Annotated in this window: 14 protein-coding genes; 12 read left to right on the top strand and 2 right to left on the bottom strand. The window is 64.2% G+C overall.

The features are described from left to right. The first annotated feature begins 9 nt into the window (after positions 1-9). Genes LZC95_19160 through LZC95_19145 form a run of 4 tightly spaced genes read left to right on the top strand, consistent with a single transcriptional unit; the run spans position 10 to position 4,137 of the window. Positions 10-255: an acyl carrier protein gene (locus LZC95_19160; GenBank protein WXA98929.1), complete on the top strand. Its 246-nt coding sequence runs from the start codon at positions 10-12 to the stop codon at positions 253-255. Continuing rightward, positions 252-1,433 carry an acyl-CoA dehydrogenase family protein gene (locus LZC95_19155; protein ID WXA98928.1) on the top strand — a complete coding sequence of 394 codons (1,182 nt, stop codon included), beginning with the start codon at positions 252-254 and terminating at the stop codon, positions 1,431-1,433. The genes LZC95_19160 and LZC95_19155 overlap by 4 nt, the downstream gene beginning before the upstream one ends. Continuing rightward, positions 1,430-2,512: an HAD-IIIC family phosphatase gene (locus LZC95_19150; GenBank protein WXA98927.1), complete on the top strand. Its 1,083-nt coding sequence runs from the start codon at positions 1,430-1,432 to the stop codon at positions 2,510-2,512. Before LZC95_19155 ends, LZC95_19150 begins: the two co-directional genes overlap by 4 nt. Then, a complete protein-coding gene (locus tag LZC95_19145) occupies positions 2,509-4,137 on the top strand; it encodes a carboxylesterase family protein (protein ID WXA98926.1) in 1,629 nt (542 codons plus the stop codon). The genes LZC95_19150 and LZC95_19145 overlap by 4 nt, the downstream gene beginning before the upstream one ends. 7 nt (positions 4,138-4,144) lie before the next feature. Here LZC95_19145 and LZC95_19140 read toward each other — a convergent pair whose 3' ends face one another. Then, positions 4,145-5,428 (bottom strand): hypothetical protein, encoded by a 1,284-nt coding sequence (locus LZC95_19140; protein ID WXA98925.1) that lies wholly within the window; start codon positions 5,426-5,428, stop codon positions 4,145-4,147. Next, entirely contained in the window at positions 5,425-6,753 is a 1,329-nt protein-coding gene (locus LZC95_19135) for a hypothetical protein (protein WXA98924.1), read from the bottom strand. Before LZC95_19135 ends, LZC95_19140 begins: the two co-directional genes overlap by 4 nt. Positions 6,754-6,922: 169 nt before the next feature. Between LZC95_19135 and LZC95_19130 the strand changes: the two genes are divergently transcribed. From LZC95_19130 to LZC95_19095, 8 genes are all read left to right on the top strand, one after another. Then, positions 6,923-8,179, top strand: a complete 1,257-nt coding sequence (locus tag LZC95_19130; protein ID WXA98923.1) for a PQQ-dependent sugar dehydrogenase — start codon at positions 6,923-6,925, stop codon at positions 8,177-8,179. A 55-nt stretch (positions 8,180-8,234) separates the two neighbouring features. After that, positions 8,235-8,897 (top strand): sigma-70 family RNA polymerase sigma factor, encoded by a 663-nt coding sequence (locus tag LZC95_19125; protein WXA98922.1) that lies wholly within the window; start codon positions 8,235-8,237, stop codon positions 8,895-8,897. After that, positions 8,894-10,285, top strand: a complete 1,392-nt coding sequence (locus LZC95_19120; GenBank protein ID WXA98921.1) for a tetratricopeptide repeat protein — start codon at positions 8,894-8,896, stop codon at positions 10,283-10,285. Before LZC95_19125 ends, LZC95_19120 begins: the two co-directional genes overlap by 4 nt. Next, entirely contained in the window at positions 10,282-11,361 is a 1,080-nt protein-coding gene (locus LZC95_19115; protein ID WXA98920.1) for a hypothetical protein, read from the top strand. Before LZC95_19120 ends, LZC95_19115 begins: the two co-directional genes overlap by 4 nt. 205 nt (positions 11,362-11,566) lie before the next feature. Continuing rightward, positions 11,567-12,340: a PIG-L family deacetylase gene (locus tag LZC95_19110; protein WXA98919.1), complete on the top strand. Its 774-nt coding sequence runs from the start codon at positions 11,567-11,569 to the stop codon at positions 12,338-12,340. Between the two features lie 315 nt (positions 12,341-12,655). After that, positions 12,656-13,414, top strand: coding sequence for a trypsin-like serine protease (locus LZC95_19105; protein ID WXA98918.1), 759 nt, complete (start codon positions 12,656-12,658; stop codon positions 13,412-13,414). A 219-nt stretch (positions 13,415-13,633) separates the two neighbouring features. Next, positions 13,634-14,818, top strand: coding sequence for a hypothetical protein (locus LZC95_19100; GenBank protein WXA98917.1), 1,185 nt, complete (start codon positions 13,634-13,636; stop codon positions 14,816-14,818). 1,690 nt (positions 14,819-16,508) lie between these two features. Further along, positions 16,509-17,222: a transposase gene (locus LZC95_19095; GenBank protein WXA98916.1), complete on the top strand. Its 714-nt coding sequence runs from the start codon at positions 16,509-16,511 to the stop codon at positions 17,220-17,222. Positions 17,223-18,130: the final 908 nt, after the last annotated feature.

Here is an 18,130-nt window from a genome sequence, read left to right as displayed (position 1 = left end):
GGGACGACCATGACGCCGGAAGACAGCAAGAGCAAGATTCGCCATTACCTGACCAAATTCTTCCCCGGGCACGAGCTCTCGGACGAGGACGATATTTTCAGTTTGGGATTCGTCAATTCGATGTTTGCCATTCAGCTCGTCAACTTCGTCGAACACGAATTCGGCATCGAAATCGAGAACGAGGACATGGAGCTCGACAATTTCCGCTCGGTTCGTGCCCTGGTGGCCTTGGTGCACAAGAAGAAGGCGGCATGACGCTTTCCCTGGCCCCCGCGCACGAGGCGGCGCGTGCCGAGTTTCGCACCTTCGTGGACGAACACGTGGTGCCCCATGCTGGCGCCTGGCATCGCGCGCAATCGACGCCCCCCGAGATCATCGGGCGCCTTGCGGAGCGTGGATACTTGGGAATCTCCATTCCCGCGAACTTCGGCGGCGGAGGCAAGGACGCGGTAACCCTCGGCCTTTTGGCCGCCGAGCTGGGGCGCGGGTGTTCGTCCCTTCGCAGCCTTTTGACCGTGCACACCATGGTGGCGCAGGCCATTTTGCGCTGGGGAAGCCGCGCCCAGAAGGAAACCTGGCTTCCCCAACTCGCCTCGGGAGCGCGCATCGGCGCGCTCGCCCTTTCGGAACCCGGTGTCGGAAGCGATGCCAAGAGCGTCACGACCGCCATCGAGCCGGACGGCGGCGATCTCGTCGTCGATGGCCACAAGTCGTGGATCACGTACGGACACGTGGCCAATCTCTTTCTCGTGTTCGGGCGCACCGCCGAAGGCCCCACCGCCGTGCTGATCGAACGCGAACGGCCGGGGCTGCGCACCGACCCCATCCTGGATCTCATCGGCATCCGCGCATCCATGACCGCGAGCGTGCGGCTCGAAGGCTGCCGCGTGCCCGAGGGAAACATCGTCGGCCGGCGCGGGCTCGGCATCTCCCAGGTGGCCTCGCTGGCGCTCGACTTGGGTCGCTACACCGTGGCCTGGGGCAGCGTGGGCATCCAGCGGGCGTGCGTCGAAGCCTGCGTCGCGTACACCGGCCGGCGCGAACAGTTCGGCGTGCCGATCAAGGAGCATCAACTCGTCCGCCAAATGGTGACGAACATGTTCACCGATCTGCATGCCTCCGAGTTGCTCTGCATGGAGGCCGGCCGGCTGCGCGACGTCAAAGATCCCAGCGCACTCGCCGCCACGTCCATGGCGAAGTATTTCGCATCCACGGCGGCCGTGCGCGCGGCCAACGACGCGCTGCAGCTCCATGGTGCCAATGGCGCGGCCGGCGACTATCCACTGCAGCGCTACTTGGGTGATGCGAAGATCATGGAAATCATCGAAGGAAGCTCCCAAATTCAGCAAATCACCATCGCCGAGTATGCCTATCAAGAGCACGCTCGAAGCCCTGGAATTCCCAGCGGAACGGATTCGTGGAGGAAATCATGACGACCGACGTGGTCATTGGCGCGGCCGAGGAAACGAAAGCGCGCAAAGACGAAAAGAAGAACGTAAAGTGCGTCATTTGGGATCTGGACAACACCGTTTGGGACGGCATCCTCCTCGAAGATACGCACGTTCGGGTGCGCGAGGACGCGGTGCGGGCAATTCGCGCCTTGGATGAACGCGGCATTCTGCACTCCATCGCCAGCCGCAACGATCCCGAGGTGGCGATGGCCAAACTGCGCGAGCTCGGCCTCGAGGAGTACTTCCTGTATCCGCAGATCCACTGGGGAAACAAGTCCGCCTCGGTGCAAGCCATCGCCAAGGCATTGAACTTCGGAATCGATGCCATCGCCTTCGTCGACGACCAACCCTTCGAACGCGACGAGGTCAGCTTCGCCCACCCGCAGGTCCGCTGCATCGATGCAGCGGACGTGGCCCGGCTGGCGGATTTGCCGGAGATGAATCCTCGTTTCATCACGGACGACTCGCGGGTGCGCCGTCAGATGTACCAAGCGGACATTCAGCGAAAGCTCGTGGAGGATGCCCACCAAGGCAGCCCGGACGAGTTTCTCGCATCCCTGGGCATGCAATTCGTCATTGCGCGTGCCCAAGAGGAAGATCTGAAACGGGCCGAAGAGCTCACCGTCCGCACCAACCAGCTCAATGCAACGGGCTACACCTATTCGTACGACGAGCTGGCGGCGTTCCGCCAATCGCCAAATCATGATTTACTGATTGCGGGATTGAACGACAAATATGGCACTTACGGGAAGATTGGCCTCGCGCTGGTCGAAAAAGGCCCCGAGGTGTGGACGCTCAAGCTGCTTTTGATGTCCTGCCGGGTGATGTCTCGGGGCGTGGGCACGGTGCTGTTGAACCACATCATCCACCGTGCCCGTGACGCCGGCGCACGCCTCCGCGCCGAGTTCGTCGCAACGGACCGCAACCGGCAGATGTACATTACATACAAATTTGCCGGCTTTCGCGAGGTGGAGCGCGAGGGGAGCAAATCCATCCTGGAAAACGACTTTTCCAACGTTCAGAAATTCCCAACCTACATCGAAATCGATATCCAATCATGATGCGCTACTCGAAACACTATTTCGTTTTCGCCCTTGGTTTCGCTGCGGCGTGTGGCGCCTTCGTGGGGTGCGACGATGACGATGCAGGAGGCTCGCCTCCGCCGCCGAAGGCCGACGCCGCGTCCGATGTGACGTCTTCCGACGTCACGGTGGCCGCGGACGTGGGGCCCGTGGTTGGGACCGTACAACCGACCGGCGTGCGCGCGTTCCTGGGGATCCCGTATGCTGCGGCCCCCGTGGGGGCGCGGCGATGGAAGGCGCCCGCGGAAGCGCGTTGGAGCGAGCCGCGCGCCGCGAAAGCCTTTGGGCCGCGGTGCTTCGGCGTCTCGCTGCTCGATTCGAACGCGGTCCGTACGGGCGCCTCCGAGGACTGCCTCTCGTTGAACATTTGGGCGCCGCCGGGCGGCTCTGGGCCGAAGGCGGTGGTCTTTTGGATTCACGGGGGCGGACTCGTCGATGGCACCGGCGCCGATTACGATGGCGCCGCGCTCGCCCATGCGGGGGACGTGGTCGTCGTTTCGATCAATTATCGCCTCGGGGCCTTGGGTTCTCTGGCCCTTTCCTCCTCCGATGGCGGTGGCAACCTGTCCTTGCTGGACCAGCAATTCGCGCTGCAGTGGGTCCACCGCAACATTGTAGCGTTCGGCGGCGATCCCTCGAGGGTGACGCTCGCGGGCGAGTCGGCCGGCGGGCAGTTCGCCTGCACCCACGCCGCCATGCCCAGCTCCCAAGGACTCTTCTCCGCGCTGCTGACGGAGAGCTCGAGCTGCGATGGAACGCGCACGCCGGACCAGGCGGCTGCGGCGGCGAATGCGCTGGCCAAGTCCTGGGGCTGCGCGGAAAATGACGCCGGAAGCGACGCCGGCGCGCCCCTCGACGAGGCGTGCTTGCGCGCCCTCCCGCCGGAGACCATCGTCCGCGGCAATCAGGCCATCGGCGTGCTGCCCATCGTCGATGGCCAGCTCCTCCCCGAAACCCCACGGGCGGCCATGGCGGCGGGTCGCTTTGCGAAGGTCCCCGTTTTGGCAGGCTTCAATGCGAACGAGGGCTTCTTCTTCACCGACGGCCAGATGGGCGCCCTGCCGCTCTCCACACCGTCCGATTACACGACCGCACTGGGCATGGCCTTCGGCCCCCTCGGCCCGATGGTGGAGAAGGAATACCCGCTATCGTCGTACGGCAGCGATCCTCGCACCGCCATGGCCGCCGTCATGGGCGATGCTTCCGCCGAATGCCCGACGCGCAAGCTGATCGCCTCGAGCACAGCGCCGGTCTTCGCATACCTGTTTTCGCACGCCACCAAGCTGGCCAGCCCCAAGCCCGTCCAGGCGATGCACACCATCGAGCTGCCTTACGTCTGGGGAACACCGTTGCCATGGACGTGGTGGCAAGAAGAGCGCCCCGGCGTTCCGACCACGGACAAGGAGCTCGAACTCGCCGCGCGGGTCAAACGGCATTGGGCGAATTTCATCAAGGCGCACGATCCTTCGGACTCGACCAGCGCCGCCTGGCCGGCATGGTCTTCGGCATCGCCGAATGCGATGGTCTTCTCCGAAGATCCCTCCGTCGCGCCGCTGCCCGTCAATGCCCATTGCGCATTCTGGGAAAGCCTTTACGGCGGCTGAAGGCACTTCACTCGACGATGTAGCGCGCAAGCTTCAACGAACCGTTGGGTTGCTCCCAAATCACCAGCGCTTTTCCGTCGGATTGCATGGCCAGCGTGTTCGGTTTTGCGTCGGCGCCGGATCCGAGAATGACGATGCCATCGTTGCCGAACCTTCGGTCGAGCCCATCCGGCCCCACACGCACGAGGACCAGAAAGCGAAGCCCGTCGAGTCTGTGCGCACTCGCAAGCACCACGACCGACTCCTTCGGACCTCGTCCGAGACCATTCACGCCAACCACGAATGGTTGTTCGTCACTCGACGCGATCGAGGGAAATCGGAAGACACCTCGATCCCACCGCGAGAGATCGACGCGACCATCGCGGGTAACGTGCACGAGCACCGCGCTGGATCTTGCACCGATCACGTAGCCCGCATCGTCGGCCAGGAGGGGCTCACTTTCCGATAGCGCGCTCGATTCACCGATTCCACCGTCGGAGCCGAAGGTCGTATCGCGCCCTCCATCCGCGAGAAAACGCATCCACCTGGACACGCGTCGCTGCGTATCGTCGAACAGCACGAAAACCTCGCCGGCTTGCTCCATGTTGGAGCCCGTCAACAGCGGAACTCCAGCAAAGATGGGGGAAACGGCGAGCCCATTCGCCCCGAAGTGCGGGTCCACACCGCCATCGGGCAGGAGCGCACGAAGTTGGATTTGCCCACCGTCGGGTCCCAAATCCGCCGACTGCACCATGACGATTCTCGAGGGGCTCGCGACGACGCCATGATCCGAAACGGAGACGACGTTGCTGTACTCTTCGCGCTGGAGAACTTCGACCCCGCCATCTCGCTCGAGCCGCAATAGCTGCACGATGGTGTGATACTCGCCGACCGTCGTGCTCATGTGGATGAGAAGATCACCCCCAGTCGGATCCTTCACGGCGAAGCCGGTGATGTCCCGCCCCTTCCAAAGAATCGTCGGATGGGAAGTATCACACGAGCCATCGTTGGAACATCGAACGAGAACTAGCTCGCCGTCCGCCGTCGTGGCGAGGATCCGGATGGCGTCACCCTCCACGATCAACGCGGGCTGGAAGAGCGGAGCGCTCATGGTGATGGTCGCAATTCCGCGATCGCCGAAGGAAGAATCGAGTCGTCCCGCCCCGCCGCCGTTCGATGCATCATGATCCAGCTGCGCGTCGCTACCGTCCGCGCGCATCCGCGGCAAGTCGTCCACACCGAGAATGACGTTGCACGCGACGCCAAAGGCCGCCGCGAGCAGAGCGAGCATCGTCTTTCGAACCGCGTTCATTCGCCCCGATAGCGCGCGAGTTTCGCCGATCCATCGGCACCGCGCCAGGCGACGACCGCGTATCCATCCGCATCGACGACCATGCTGGCCTGCCCGGTTACTTCTCCTTCATCGATATGGACGTATCCACGTTTACCGAACGTCGGGTCAAGCCCGCCGCGGGAGACGCGCGCAAGCGCGACGACATTCGACGTTTCCGTCGCCATGCTCCCGAACGCGAGGATCGTTCCCCCCGGCATGGCCGCGAGCGATCGAAGGTGGGTCATGGGCAGGTTCGTGTCATCGCTTACATCGAAACGGTACATTCCGTCATTCCAATGCGACGGGTCGCGGCGGCCATCCCGCGTAAGCCTGAACAACACGGCCCGCGGTCCTACTTCCATGCCTCCAATGAGGTAGCCGTCCCCGTCCGGGACGATGGTTGGAGAGGCCACTGCCAATGTCACCCCACCGTCGGGGCCGAAGGACGTCTCGAGACCGCCATCGCTCTCGAACCGCAGACACGTCGTGAGTTCATCGACGTAGGGCGCGCCCGCAAGCACGACGCGACCGTCGGACTGGAGCAACACTCCACCTGGCTGAAAGTACACGGCCGGCGTGGCCAGCGACACGCGCCCGCCGTGACCAAATTGCATATCCGGCCCGCCATCGGGCAGATACGCGCGAAGGTTCATGCGCCCAGCATCGTTCGGTCTCGAATTGTCGACGCCGATGCTTCGATGCATCCCAGCCGCAAATGCGACTTCGAGCTGCGTGGTCGGCGCATACAGCGTTTCCTTCGCGAGCTCTTCCACCCGTCCATCGCGCCCCAAACGCACAAGGTGCACGGTGCTCTGGTAAGGAGAATCCCCGCTCCCATTTTCCAATCCGTAAATCAGTGCACCTTCGCCGCGTGGATCGCGAACGGGGATGACCCGGCTGATATAGCCATTGAATACGGTCACCGCGTGGGCGGTATCGCATGCGCCGGATTTGGAACACCGCACGGCCGCGAGATGCGCGGGCTCGTTCCCCATCAAGAAGAGCAGAATGTCCTCGCCGTCCAACATCAGCGAGGTCTCGGAATTGATGTTCGGCCACTCGAGCACCGAGATGCCGCCTTTTCCGAACGACGGATCCAGCGTCCCGGGCTCACCGCGCGTGTCGCTCGCCTCGCGAACGTCGTCCGGCGCGATGTCGGCCGATGCGTCGCGGGGCGACGTTTTTCCGGGGAGGTCCTCGAACCCGATGAGGGCGCCGCATGCGAAGGCGCCGGTGGAGAGCGCGACGGCCGCGAGCGCCACTCGGATCCGTCCACGCACACCGTCGCCCTCGTTCTTTCGCACCGCGCGAGTCTAGTCGGGGGTGCATCGCGAGGCAATCGACCACACCGGGGCAATCCCGCGCAAACGCCATGTGGCCGGCTCGACGGAACGTGGTCGGACGAATTGGTTGCTCAGGTAACGCGGGTCTCGATCTTGCGGTGCGCTGGCCCCGAACGAAACGGAGGTGGATATGAAGGGTATCCTTCGCACGACATTCGCGCCGATGGCCATGCTGGCATGCGTCGCAGCGGCCTGCAGCTCGAATGGCGATCAGCCGAACAACGCATCATCGAACCAATCGAACGACGGTACGGCCGAGAAGCCACCTGGAGGGGGCCCCCTCCCCGTTGGCGGCTACAAATTCGAACCCGAGCGGCGCGACGTCACCCCCGAGCTGGTCAAAGGCCTTCGGGTACCTGCCGGCTTCGCGGTGAGCGTCTTCGCGAAAGATCTGGGCAATCCGCGCATGCTCGCGGTGGCCGACGACGGAACGCTCTATGTCACACGGCGCAAACAAGGCGACGTGGTCGCGCTTTCCGACCGCGATGGAGACGGCCTCGCAGAGGCTCCCAAGGTCGTTTTATCGGGTATCGAGTGGATCAATGGCATTACCATTCGAGACAATCGCGTCTACGTGGCACCGCCGAAGCAGGTCCTCGTCGCGGATCGCGCGCAGGACGGCTCGTTGGGAACGCCGAAGGTGCTCCTCGACGGCCTGCCCGATGGCGGGCAGCACCCCAATCGGACCTTGGCCTTCGGCCCCGACGGCTCGCTCTACGTCACGGTCGGATCCACGTGCAACACCTGCGTCGAGCCCAACGAAGAATCGGCCACCGTGCTCGTGGCATCGGCCGACGGATCGAAGCGATCCATCTTTGCCCGGGGCTTGCGCAACACCATCGGATTCGATTGGCATCCGGAAACGGGAGAGCTCTGGGGCATGGATCATGGGTCGGATTTTCGCGGCGATGATCAACCGCCCGAGGAGCTCAATGGACTCCAATCGGGCGCCGATTATGGCTGGCCCTACTGCTACGGCGATCGGCAGGTGGATGCCTACACCACGGGCGAACCGCAGGGCACGACCAAGGACGCGTACTGTGCGAAAACCCAGCCGCCGGTTCTCACCTACCAGGCGCACGCGGCACCGCTCGGGCTCGTCTTTTACGAGCGCGATCTTTTTCCGGCGGACTACCGCGGCGATGCCTTCGTGACCCTGCGCGGCTCGTGGAATCGAGGCACGGCCTCGGGCTACAAGGTGGTGCGCATTCGGTTTGCAAAAGGCCAGCCCACCGCGTTCGAGGACTTCCTCACCGGCTTCTTGATCGAGGATGGGCGTGCGATGTTCGGGCGGCCTGCCGGCGTCGCCATCGATCGCCAAGGGGCCCTTCTGTTCGCGGACGACACCAACGGTGTGATTTACCGCGTTACCTACACGCACCCCTGATTTCGCCGGATTTTGTTGAACCTCGCGAGCCGCCTTCGGTCACTCTAGGGGTGCGGTGCGCACCTCGTTCGCAGATCCTCAGGACTCCAAGTCGGGCCGGCACGCGCCGGCCTCCGGCTTCGGGCCGCGGATCGTGTCGAACGAGGAGCGCATGATTGCGGGGCTCTGCGCGGGCGATTTGGATGCCCGCGCCCGCTTCTTCGACCTGTACGCGGGGGACGTGCGGCGGATCCTGCTGCGCGTCCTCGGATCCGATGTCGAGCTCGCCGATCTCGTGCAGGAGGTCTTTCTGCGCGCCATGACCGGCATCGAGCGGCTCGACGATCCGTCGACCCTGCGGTCGTGGCTCACCGGGATCGCGGTCTTCACGGCACGCGAGTGCATTCGCCGGCGCCAACGACGGCGCTGGCTGGTGTTTCTGCCCAACGAGAACCTTCCCGAGCCCGAGCCAGGGACCGCGGGGGCCGATTCGGATGCCAGCGAAGCGCTCGCGGCCACGTACCGCATCCTCGGGCGGATGGGCGTCGACGAGCGCATCGCCTTCACCTTGCGCTTCATCGACGGGATGGAGCTCACGCAGGTGGCCGAGGCGTGCGACACGTCGGTGAGCACCATCAAGCGACGGCTGGCCGCGGCCGAACGACGTTTTCTGGCGCACGCGCGCCAACATCCCGCGCTCGCGGAGTGGATCCGCCGAGGCCGATGGAGCGAGGAATGAAGCGGCCGCCCTCTTCATCGGCCTCGCTCAAGCGCCTCGGGGCAAAGCTCGCCGAGCTGCAAGACGAGCGACTGCTCCTCGACGATTCGCTGGAGCGTGCGCGCGAAGGCTTCCTCGGGCACGAGTCCTCGCACCGCCGAAAAGGGGCGCGCGTGGAGGCCTTTTCCCGCTGGGCGCTGGTGGCCGCGCTGCTGGTGGCGGCGTTGACGGGCGTGGCGGCACATGCCCTTTGGGTGTCGTTCGCCCGAACCGCTCCGCACGCGGTGCCTGCGGCCGCGCCATCGCAGCCTCCCCTCGCCTTCGAAGTCCAACCTGCGAAGGCTGCGCCGGGCCATCCGCTGCAGGCGGGTGACTGGATCGCCGCGCCGAAGACGGAGGCGTTGCCCATTCATTTTTCGGACGGAACGGAGTTGGTGCTCGCGGCTTCATCCCGCGCGCGCGTGGTCGACGTGGGAAGCGTCGGCGCCCGCGTGATCCTGGAGCGCGGCGAGACGCACGCCCGCGTCGTTCATGGCGAGAGCAGCCATTGGTACTTTGCAGCGGGCCCGTTCGAGGTGCACGTGACGGGAACGCAGTTCCAAGTGGCATGGCAGCCTGCCGAGGGCACCTTCACCTTGGAACTCGAGGAGGGATCCGTCGTGGTGACCGGCTGCGGATTGGCCCACGAGCGCGCCGTCCGCGGTGGGCAGTCGCTGCGCCTCGTCTGCGACGAAGAGCACATGGTCGCCACCGAGCAGCCCGTTCCACGGCGCACGCCCGCATCCGTGCCAGCGCCGACGACGTCGCAGGACGTGAAGAAGAGCGTGACGCCGCCCAAACCGGCCGCGCCCCGCATGCCGGAAAAGATGGATAATACGCAAAAGGACGGGGCACTGGCTCCCCTCGCCTCGGCGCCGCCGTCACCTGCACCCACGGCACCGCCACCGGAGTGGCGGATCATGTTCGGTGCGGACCGCTTTCACGAGGCGTACGCCGCGGCCCATCGCGCGGGGTGGGCACGGCTTTGCGAGGAGGGCGACGTTTCGGATCTCGCGGCGCTGGCCGACATTGCGCGCTTCACCGGGCACTTCGACGATGCGGAGCAGGCCCTCATGGCCATCCGGCGTCGGTTTCCCACCGACGAACGGGCCGCGTGGGCAGCCTTCCAGCTCGGTCGATTGTGCTTCGATCAACGCGGCTTGCCGCGCGATGCCGCCAATTGGTTCACGACGGCCTTTCGCGAGCGCCCCTCGGGCCCGCTCGCGCGGGAAGTGTTGGGCCGCCTCATGGAGGCGCGCGAGCGAGCCGGCGAGATGGACGCGGCGCGCGAGGCCGCACGCCGCTACATGGCGAATTACCCGTCCGGGCCGCACGCGGATCGGGCCCTCGAGCTCCTCGAGCGCCGATGACGTGGCGAGGCCTTCGCCGCACACTCGGAATCGCGGCCCTCTTCGCGAGCACTGCCGCCGCATCGAGCGCGGCGGCCGATGAACCGCCGGCAACACCGGCGACGCCGGTGCGGGTCGTGCTCCTGGGGCGCCCGAATGCAAGCGCCCTCACGCGCATGCGGGCCGAGCTCGAGACCTTGGGATGGCAGGTCTTCGCTCCCCGTCCGCGGGCGCACGCCCCGGGCATGGCCGGAAGCACCGACGCGCTCGCCCCGTCGCGTGAGGAACTCGAGGGCACGGCGCGCGAGTTCCGTGCGACCGCCCTCGTGGAACTCGACGACGAGGGCGCGCTCCACGTGTGGGTCGTCGACGCGGCAGGCCACGTGCAGCCCGTCGAGGTGCTGCGCACGCCCGCCGAAGACGTCACGACCCTTCGCTCCGCCGAGGTCGTCCGTGTGGCCGTCGAATACCGACTTCGCACGCACGAAGTCCCCGGATCGAACCGTCCCGGCGAAACGGCCGACCGTCCGGGGGAATCGCCCGAGCCCTCGGCGTCCGAGACACCCGCACCTCCGAAGTTCCGGGTGGCCGCGGGGCTCTCCGCGTTGGCCATGCCCTATGGCGGCATGAGGCCCGGGTGGAATCTGCGGCTGGGCGCGAGCTACCATTTCCAGCGAAACATCGGCATAGCCCTGTTCGCAGGGGTTCCCCTCGTGCCCAACACCTGGGAGCCGAAAGGCGCATCGACCGACATTCGAGCCTGGCTCCTCGGAGTCGGTCCCGTCTTCACGTGGGAGTCCAAACAGCGGCTCTGGGCGGTCAGCGCCGGTGGCGGGATCGCGGGCGCGGTCATGGAGTACTCCGGCGGCGCATTGAATGCGCACGCCCATCAAGTCGATCGCAAAGGACCGATGGCCATCCCGTTTCTGGAGTTCGGCGTGGGGCTGCGCATCTTTTCGGAGTCGCGCCTCACGTTGGGTGCACTCGTCGGGCAGGCCCTACCGCGCACCACGGTGTCGCTCGCCGATCATGACAATAGTGCGGTATGGGGCCAGCCGCTGACCATGCTTTCACTCACCCTCGATGCAGGCTTCTAAAGGCCGCATCGCCCGCGCGCCGAGCTGAAGCTCGCAACACGAAAAAAGGCACCGCAGCCGACGAATTCTGGACCGAGGCAGCGTTCGAGCGACACACTTTATCTAGTACGTCTCAATGTGCGCCTATCCATATACGAATAGTGCGCCTCTCGATTGGATGGATAAACTCGTGAGCACGGCCACACGTCGAAGTTTGCTACTGGGAATGTTGGGTTCCGTCTCGGCATGCGCCGCGGGACCAGCAGCCAAATCGCGGCCGGCGGTGGCTGCGTCCCATACCTCGGCCGCGGCATCACCGAAGCCCGTTCGGATGCCTCCCCCCGGCGGAAGACGGTCGGTTGTCTGCATCTGCGCGCACCCCGACGACGCCGAGTCAGGCTGCGGCGGCACGCTGATCCGCCTCGCGAAGGAAGGCTACCGGGTGCAGATCATCTACACCTTTTCCGGCTCCGTCCCTGGAAAGAGCCTCGAAGAGGCCTTGCCCACGCGGCGTGAGGAAGCCCGCCGCGCATGCCGCATCCTGGGCGCCGACCCTTACTTTACCTACGACGATCGCGGGCTGACGCAGCTCGACACCGCGGGCCTCGCCAAGCTTTCGACCTTGCTCAAACAGTCGGCGCCCGAAATGGTGTTTTCCCATTGGCCGCTCGATACGCACGAAGATCATCAAATCGCTGCGCTTTTGAGCCTGCGCACCGTGGCCATGCTGGATCCTGCACCCGAGCTCTATTTCTTCGAGGTGGAACGCGGCAGCCAAACCATGGCCTTCTCCCCTTCCGTGTACGTGGACATTACCGCGGTGCGCGAACAAAAGATCCGCGCATTGACGGAGCACGAGAGCCAAGATCCATGGCGGCTCTACGAACGAGACCACGAACCCATGGAGCTTTTTCGCGGACGGGAGGCCGGCGTCAAAGCCGCCGAGGCGTTCGTCCCCTTGAAGGCCGGCTCCGGACGCCTCTTGCACGTGCTCGCGTAAGGCCCGCACGGGTCGAGAAACGGCTGAGCACGAATACGTATTGCCTCGGCAGAGAAGAAGTGCTCGTATGACGGCGTTGTCTGCATGCGTCGAGCCCCGGTGAACGTGTGTTTCAAAAACGCATGAGCTGAGGTGGTGAGGGCAGCAACGGTGGTCTGCAGTGGGAGTCCGACCGGGGACCTGCGTTCCTGATCGAGTTCCTGTGCCCACGGGTTTCCCTCCGTCGCACGCGGCAAAGGCCAATCGGTCGAAGTGCCCATGAGGGGTCCTTCGATATCGATTTCGCCGCGCTCCTCTTCTCTGGAGGTTTCCGCCATGAAGCTCGCAGCTCAGCCGAAACAGCGTCGCAATCTGGTTGCATATGCATCGCTTCTACTGTTGGCATGTTCGCCGCTCGCGTGCGCGACCAGCGCCGACGAGGTCACGGAGCCCGACACCGCGTCGTCCAGCGATCCAATCATCGGCGGGCGCAATGCCACCGAGGTGTACCCGTTCATGGTGGCCCTCTCCAACGGCTGCGGGGGCAGCCTCGTGGCGCCACAATGGATCGTCACGGCGACGCACTGCGGCTCCGCGTCATCGGGACGCATTGGTTCCACGCAAAAGGGCTCCGGAGGCGAGGTCATTTCGATCGACCGCCGCATCAATCGACGCGGGACGGATCTCACGTTGATGCATCTTTCGCGTGCGTCGACGAAGACGCCCATCAAAATGGCCGAAACGGCGCCCACCCCCGGCATCCGAGGCAGGCTTCTGGGCTTTGGTTGCATGAGCTGGCCCTCCTGCCGCAACGCGACGACGTTGCAAGAGATCGATCTGACCGTGCTTCGCCCGAGCGACTGCTACGAGGGCGGCGGCACCGCCAACGACGTGTGCATCTCCGGCGACGCGACGCACTCCGCCTGCCACGGCGACTCCGGAGGCCCGGCCATCACCGGTTCCAGCGGCAACTGGACCCTCGTGGGTGAGACACACGGTCCGGGCGACAACGACGGCGAATGCGCCACGACCACGCTCTATACGGGCATCGCGGCGAATGTCAGCTGGATCAAGCAGCAGATAGGATCGCTGTAGCGTGTAGATCGCACCTCCCGTACGCGTTCCCGCTGGCTTCATCGGGAACGGGAACGCGTACGGGCCATGCGTGCGACACAAAGAGCCCTGCGACGCGATTGTCGCACCACGAAGATTGGAAATCCGCGCTTCCGTTTTGGCGTGAGGCTTGCGATAAACGGCGCGCCCACGCCGCAGCAAACCTTTCGTCGAGGTGATCCTCTGGAATTAGGAGCCAACATGCGCACCAAGGTCGTGGCATTCATTGCAACTTCGTTTTTCGTCGCAGCTTGTGGGCAAGCATCGGATTTGGACTCGGAGTCGGGTTCCAATGAAACCATCGGTGAGTCCAACTCGGAATTGAGCGCGGCCGACGAGAACTCCGCCGTGCGGGACCCGAACGAGAGCTACGCAAGTGCAGCGCGCCGGCACGACGAGCGATACCGCCGCAATCATCCCGAGGCCGCGAGCGCACTCGCGCTCAGCGCAAAAGACAGTCAAGTTCCGGTGGAACAAGCGGATATGTCGCGGGTGCCGACGTGGACGGATGCCGACATCACGGCACACTTCCAGCGTTCCCGCGATTTGCGTTTCATGACGACATCCAACCGACCCAACTTCCAGCGGCGCATCTCCTGGCTCTATCCCGACGACGCGTGCTTCGCCCGCGCCGAGCTCGTGAATGCCAAGGCCGAGGAATGGGGCAAGGGCCGGCCTTACCATCTCTTTTCCTTCGGCAACCTCACCGTCCGCACGAACAACCATCCCAATGGCAGCGTAAGCTGGTGGTACCACACGGTGCCGATCGTGAAGAGCGCCTCGAGCGGCGAGGTATTGGTGCTCGATGCCGCCCTCGATGCGAGCAAGCCCATTCCCTGGAAGCAGTGGCTGCTCATGCAGGTCTCGAGTTTGAACAATGTGAAGGTCTCGGTCTGCGACGGAAAAGCCTATGGTCCGAGCAACGCCTGCTTTGGCTCGTCCGCCGCCACCTCATCGGCCCTGAGCACGGAGCAAGGCACGTATTTGCAAAAGGAGTGGGATCGCCAAGTATCGCTCGGCCGCGACCCGAACGCCGTCCTCGGCGACAGCCCGCCATGGGGCGACGGCGGCGGCGGCTCGGACTGCGACGGCACCGCCTTCACCGGCAGCCTCGCCGCCGGCGCACAGGCCTTCCAACCCGGCGAAAGCGGCTACGACAGCGCACAATCGGGCACGCACGGTGGAAAGTTGGTCGGCCCCTCCAATTCGGACTTCGATCTCTACTTGGAAAAGTGGAACGGCTCCGCATGGTCCCAAGTGAGCAAATCTGATTCACCGTCCGCCAGCGAATCGGTATCCTATCCGGGCTCCTCCGGCAAATACCGATGGCGCATTCACGCCTATGCCGGCAACGGCAGCTATTCCCTTTGCACACAACGCCCTTGAATCGATGACCGACATCGGGCCTCCGCCGCCACCGGGGCGACGGCGGCGGCAGGCCCCATCGTCGTGCCGCGCAGCGGCGCGACGGCATCGTCGCAGTGAGCGAGGCACCGACGAATCGAGCGATGACATTGTTTTCGCTGTTCCACGGCAGACGGCAACCGATCGCGGACTCGGCGTGCTCTCCGTCGGTGCGTGGCTCGGGCTCGCAGACGTTGCCCGGCCACGTATGCTCGATGAGTGCCCGCATCGCGCCCGGCGAGATGCTGCGCGCCGCCTTTCCATACCGCGCGGAGACCGGAGGCTGTCCCCCGTCTCGCGAATGCTCCAGGACAGGACATCGTGTCAGCCGGCAATCTGTTGCATGCCGCGGGCTTTCGGACAACGTTGAAAGCACGGCGACGGCAGGCCGCGCCGAAGGCGGGCTGTCCAAGCGTCCCGACCTGCGCGCCCCGACGATGGTCATCAACGTCCGCGACACGTGCAACTCGTTCGCGGCCCACGGGAACTCGAGACGTTGATCTCTGGCAAGGCCTCGCCGAGACCGCAGTCGACGGCAATGCCGACGCAGACTCAATCGCCGCCAGAGCAGATATGCCCGTCCTTGCCGGCGGGTCGCGCGCACCCATGTGCGGAATACATATACCTGCGTCAGCATCGGTCGGCGACACTCCGCAGCTTGTACATGTCGGCCGGACTCGGCGATTCAAGGCTTCCGCGGTCGCACCTCGTTGAACTGCTGCTACCACCGCGATAGTCAGCGCTGCGCGGCGTCGACCCTCGCTGCCGGGCCGTTACGTTGATGGTCAGACATCGTTCGGATGCGTCGCCTGCACCGGAGGTGCACCTTCCACGATGCCCACCGGTCGGCGATGACGTTCACGAACCTTATTGGCCTTTTTCAAGATTTGCGATGGTGCGCGCACTCGGAATCCGTTCACCGAGCGGCCGGCGAGTGGCGCCGTATTAAGGCTTCTGCGGTCACACCTTGTTGAACTCCTGCTGCCATCGCGATAGTCGGCGCTGCTCGGCGCTCGACCCTCGCTGCGGGCCGTGACGTCCATGGACCAGACATCGTTCGGATCCTTCGCCTGCACCGGAGGTGGACCTTCGACGATGCTCGCCGGTCGGCGATGACGTTCACGAACCTTATTGGCCTTTTTCAAGATTTGCGATGGTGCGCGCACTCGGAATCCGTTCACCGAGCGGCCGGCGAGTGGCGCCGTATTAAGGCTTCTGCGGTCACACCTTGTTGAACTCCTGCTGCCATCGCGATAGTCGGCGCTGCTCGGTGTCGGCCGTGACGTTGATGATCCTTCGCCTGCACCTGAGGTGGACCTTCTACGGTGTTCGCCGGTCGGCGATGACGTCCACGAACCTTATTGGCCTTTTTCAAGATTTGCGATGGTGCGCGCACTCGGAATCCGTTCACCGAGCCGCCGACGAGTGGCGCCGCAGTATTCGGTCTTCGAATCTCCTCGAGACCCTTTCGTAGCCACTCTCCATTCCGCTTGCCAACTTGCGGCACACGGCGGCGATCTTCTCTCCCTTTACCACCCTCTCTACGAACTCGATTCGCCATGAGGCCTATCAGCGACGTCCCGGCACCAGACCTAATACGGATCACAAAATCCCGGCAAACAGCTTGATTTAGCGGTCAGAAGACTTAGCTTCATTCAAGATGAAGCGCGCAATGAAGCAGCTGCAGCTCGAATTGCCGCCCCCTCGCTCGTGGGGCGGACGGCGGAGGGATGCGGGCAGAAAACGCAATCCGAAGTCCGGCGTGCCTCATCGCGCGCGGCCCGTTCACAATGCCGCGCATCCTGTTCACGCGACATTGCGAGCGAGAGACGACGTATGCGGCCTCCGATCGGGCCGCGTATTCGCGTCGCTCGTACGAAGCATCAAGGATGCTTCTCACGCAGAATTTCGCAATTTTCGCATAGTGCACTTCTCCGTGCAGTACGACCATATCCATCTAATCGTGGAAGCCCACGACAAATCGAGCTTGTCGGGCGGAATGCGCGGGCTCTCGATCCGGCTGGCGCGCGCCATCAATCGGGCGCTCGCGCGCCGAGGCTCCGTTTGGAAAGAGCGATACCACGCCCATGCGCTCAAACGACCACGGGAGGTTCGGAACGCACTTCTCTACGTGTTGATGAACCACAGGAAGCACGGAGCATCCCTGGCTTGGCTCGACCCTCATTCCTCCGCCGCATGGTTCGACGGGTGGCGCAAAGACGCCCTTTTCGAGCACGCCTTGCGCGACCTCGCCGGACTCACGGGACTTGCCCCACCGGTCCAACCTGCGCGAACGTGGCTCGCTCGACAAGGCTGGCGTCGCCACCGCTTGCTCGGCGTGGACGAAGGTCCCAGGCTTCATGTCCCTTCGGCCCGGATCCCATAAGCGAGGAAATCGTCGCAGTCGCCTATTGTCCCCCCCAGGTCCATTCCTTAATAATTTTCTGTAATGCGCGACTGCACGGCGTGGCGCTTCCGAACGCCGTTGAAGTATGCCGGAGCCGGTCATCAACTTGCACGACGCGAGCGACGTGTTTGCAGCCAAGCGAAACTCGAGACGTTGATCTCTGGCAAGCCAACGAGACCGAGGTCGACGTCCTGAAACCAGACACGCGCGTGCAGAGCGATAATCTCGGGAACGACCTTGAGCCCTACGAATACGATTCCGAGCTAGACTCGATCACCGCGAAAGCAGATATGGCCGTCTTGCCCCGACGGGTCGTGCCTACATATGTGGGATCCATGTGTACTGCGTCAGCGTCGGCCGGTACCTTGCAATTCACGTCGCATCGGGTTGAGCTCGTGCCGCCACAGTCGGCGCTGCTCGGCCTCGACGCTAACGCCGTGATCTCGACGACGACCGAGGTTCGACGCCCTGAAACCAGACACACGCGCGCAAAGCACCGACAAGTCGAGAACGACGTTGAGCCCCATAAATACGACACCGAGGTAGACTCGATCACTGCGAAAGCAGATATGGCGGCCTGGTGCTAGGACATCGTTGACAGGCCTCATGGCGAATGTCGTGGAAGGAGTGCCGAACGATGAGTCTAAAGATCGGGTTCGTAGAAAGGTCGGCGAAGGAGAGAAGATCGCCGCCTTGTGTCGCGAGTTCGGCGTGAGTCGGCAAGCGGGAGACAAGTGGATCAAGCGGTTCAAGGAGAGTGGCTACGACGATCTCGAGGAGCAAAGTCGAAGACGAAGACGGTGCCACTCGCGACCGCAGAGGACCTTGTTATCGCCGTGCTCGAAGCACGAGATCGTCATCCAACGTTGGGGACCACGAAAACTCGA

The organism is Sorangiineae bacterium MSr12523 (assembly GCA_037157775.1).
GTDB lineage: Bacteria > Myxococcota_A > Polyangia > Polyangiales > Polyangiaceae > Pendulispora > Pendulispora brunnea.
Note: the sequence above shows the minus strand (reverse complement) of the source record. Positions and strands in the feature narration are given on the sequence as shown.

Bases quoted from the DNA above. Each gene is read 5' to 3' on its own strand.
- LZC95_19160 (WXA98929.1), top strand. From the start codon at position 10: ATGACGCCGGAAGACAGCAAGAGCAAGATTCGCCATTACCTGACCAAA.
- LZC95_19155 (WXA98928.1), top strand. From the start codon at position 252: ATGACGCTTTCCCTGGCCCCCGCGCACGAGGCGGCGCGTGCCGAGTTT.
- LZC95_19150 (WXA98927.1), top strand. From the start codon at position 1,430: ATGACGACCGACGTGGTCATTGGCGCGGCCGAGGAAACGAAAGCGCGC.
- LZC95_19145 (WXA98926.1), top strand. From the start codon at position 2,509: ATGATGCGCTACTCGAAACACTATTTCGTTTTCGCCCTTGGTTTCGCT.
- LZC95_19140 (WXA98925.1), bottom strand. From the start codon at position 5,428: ATGAACGCGGTTCGAAAGACGATGCTCGCTCTGCTCGCGGCGGCCTTT.
- LZC95_19130 (WXA98923.1), top strand. From the start codon at position 6,923: ATGAAGGGTATCCTTCGCACGACATTCGCGCCGATGGCCATGCTGGCA.
- LZC95_19120 (WXA98921.1), top strand. From the start codon at position 8,894: ATGAAGCGGCCGCCCTCTTCATCGGCCTCGCTCAAGCGCCTCGGGGCA.
- LZC95_19115 (WXA98920.1), top strand. From the start codon at position 10,282: ATGACGTGGCGAGGCCTTCGCCGCACACTCGGAATCGCGGCCCTCTTC.
- LZC95_19110 (WXA98919.1), top strand. From the start codon at position 11,567: ATGTTGGGTTCCGTCTCGGCATGCGCCGCGGGACCAGCAGCCAAATCG.
- LZC95_19105 (WXA98918.1), top strand. From the start codon at position 12,656: ATGAAGCTCGCAGCTCAGCCGAAACAGCGTCGCAATCTGGTTGCATAT.
- LZC95_19100 (WXA98917.1), top strand. From the start codon at position 13,634: ATGCGCACCAAGGTCGTGGCATTCATTGCAACTTCGTTTTTCGTCGCA.
- LZC95_19095 (WXA98916.1), top strand. From the start codon at position 16,509: ATGAAGCAGCTGCAGCTCGAATTGCCGCCCCCTCGCTCGTGGGGCGGA.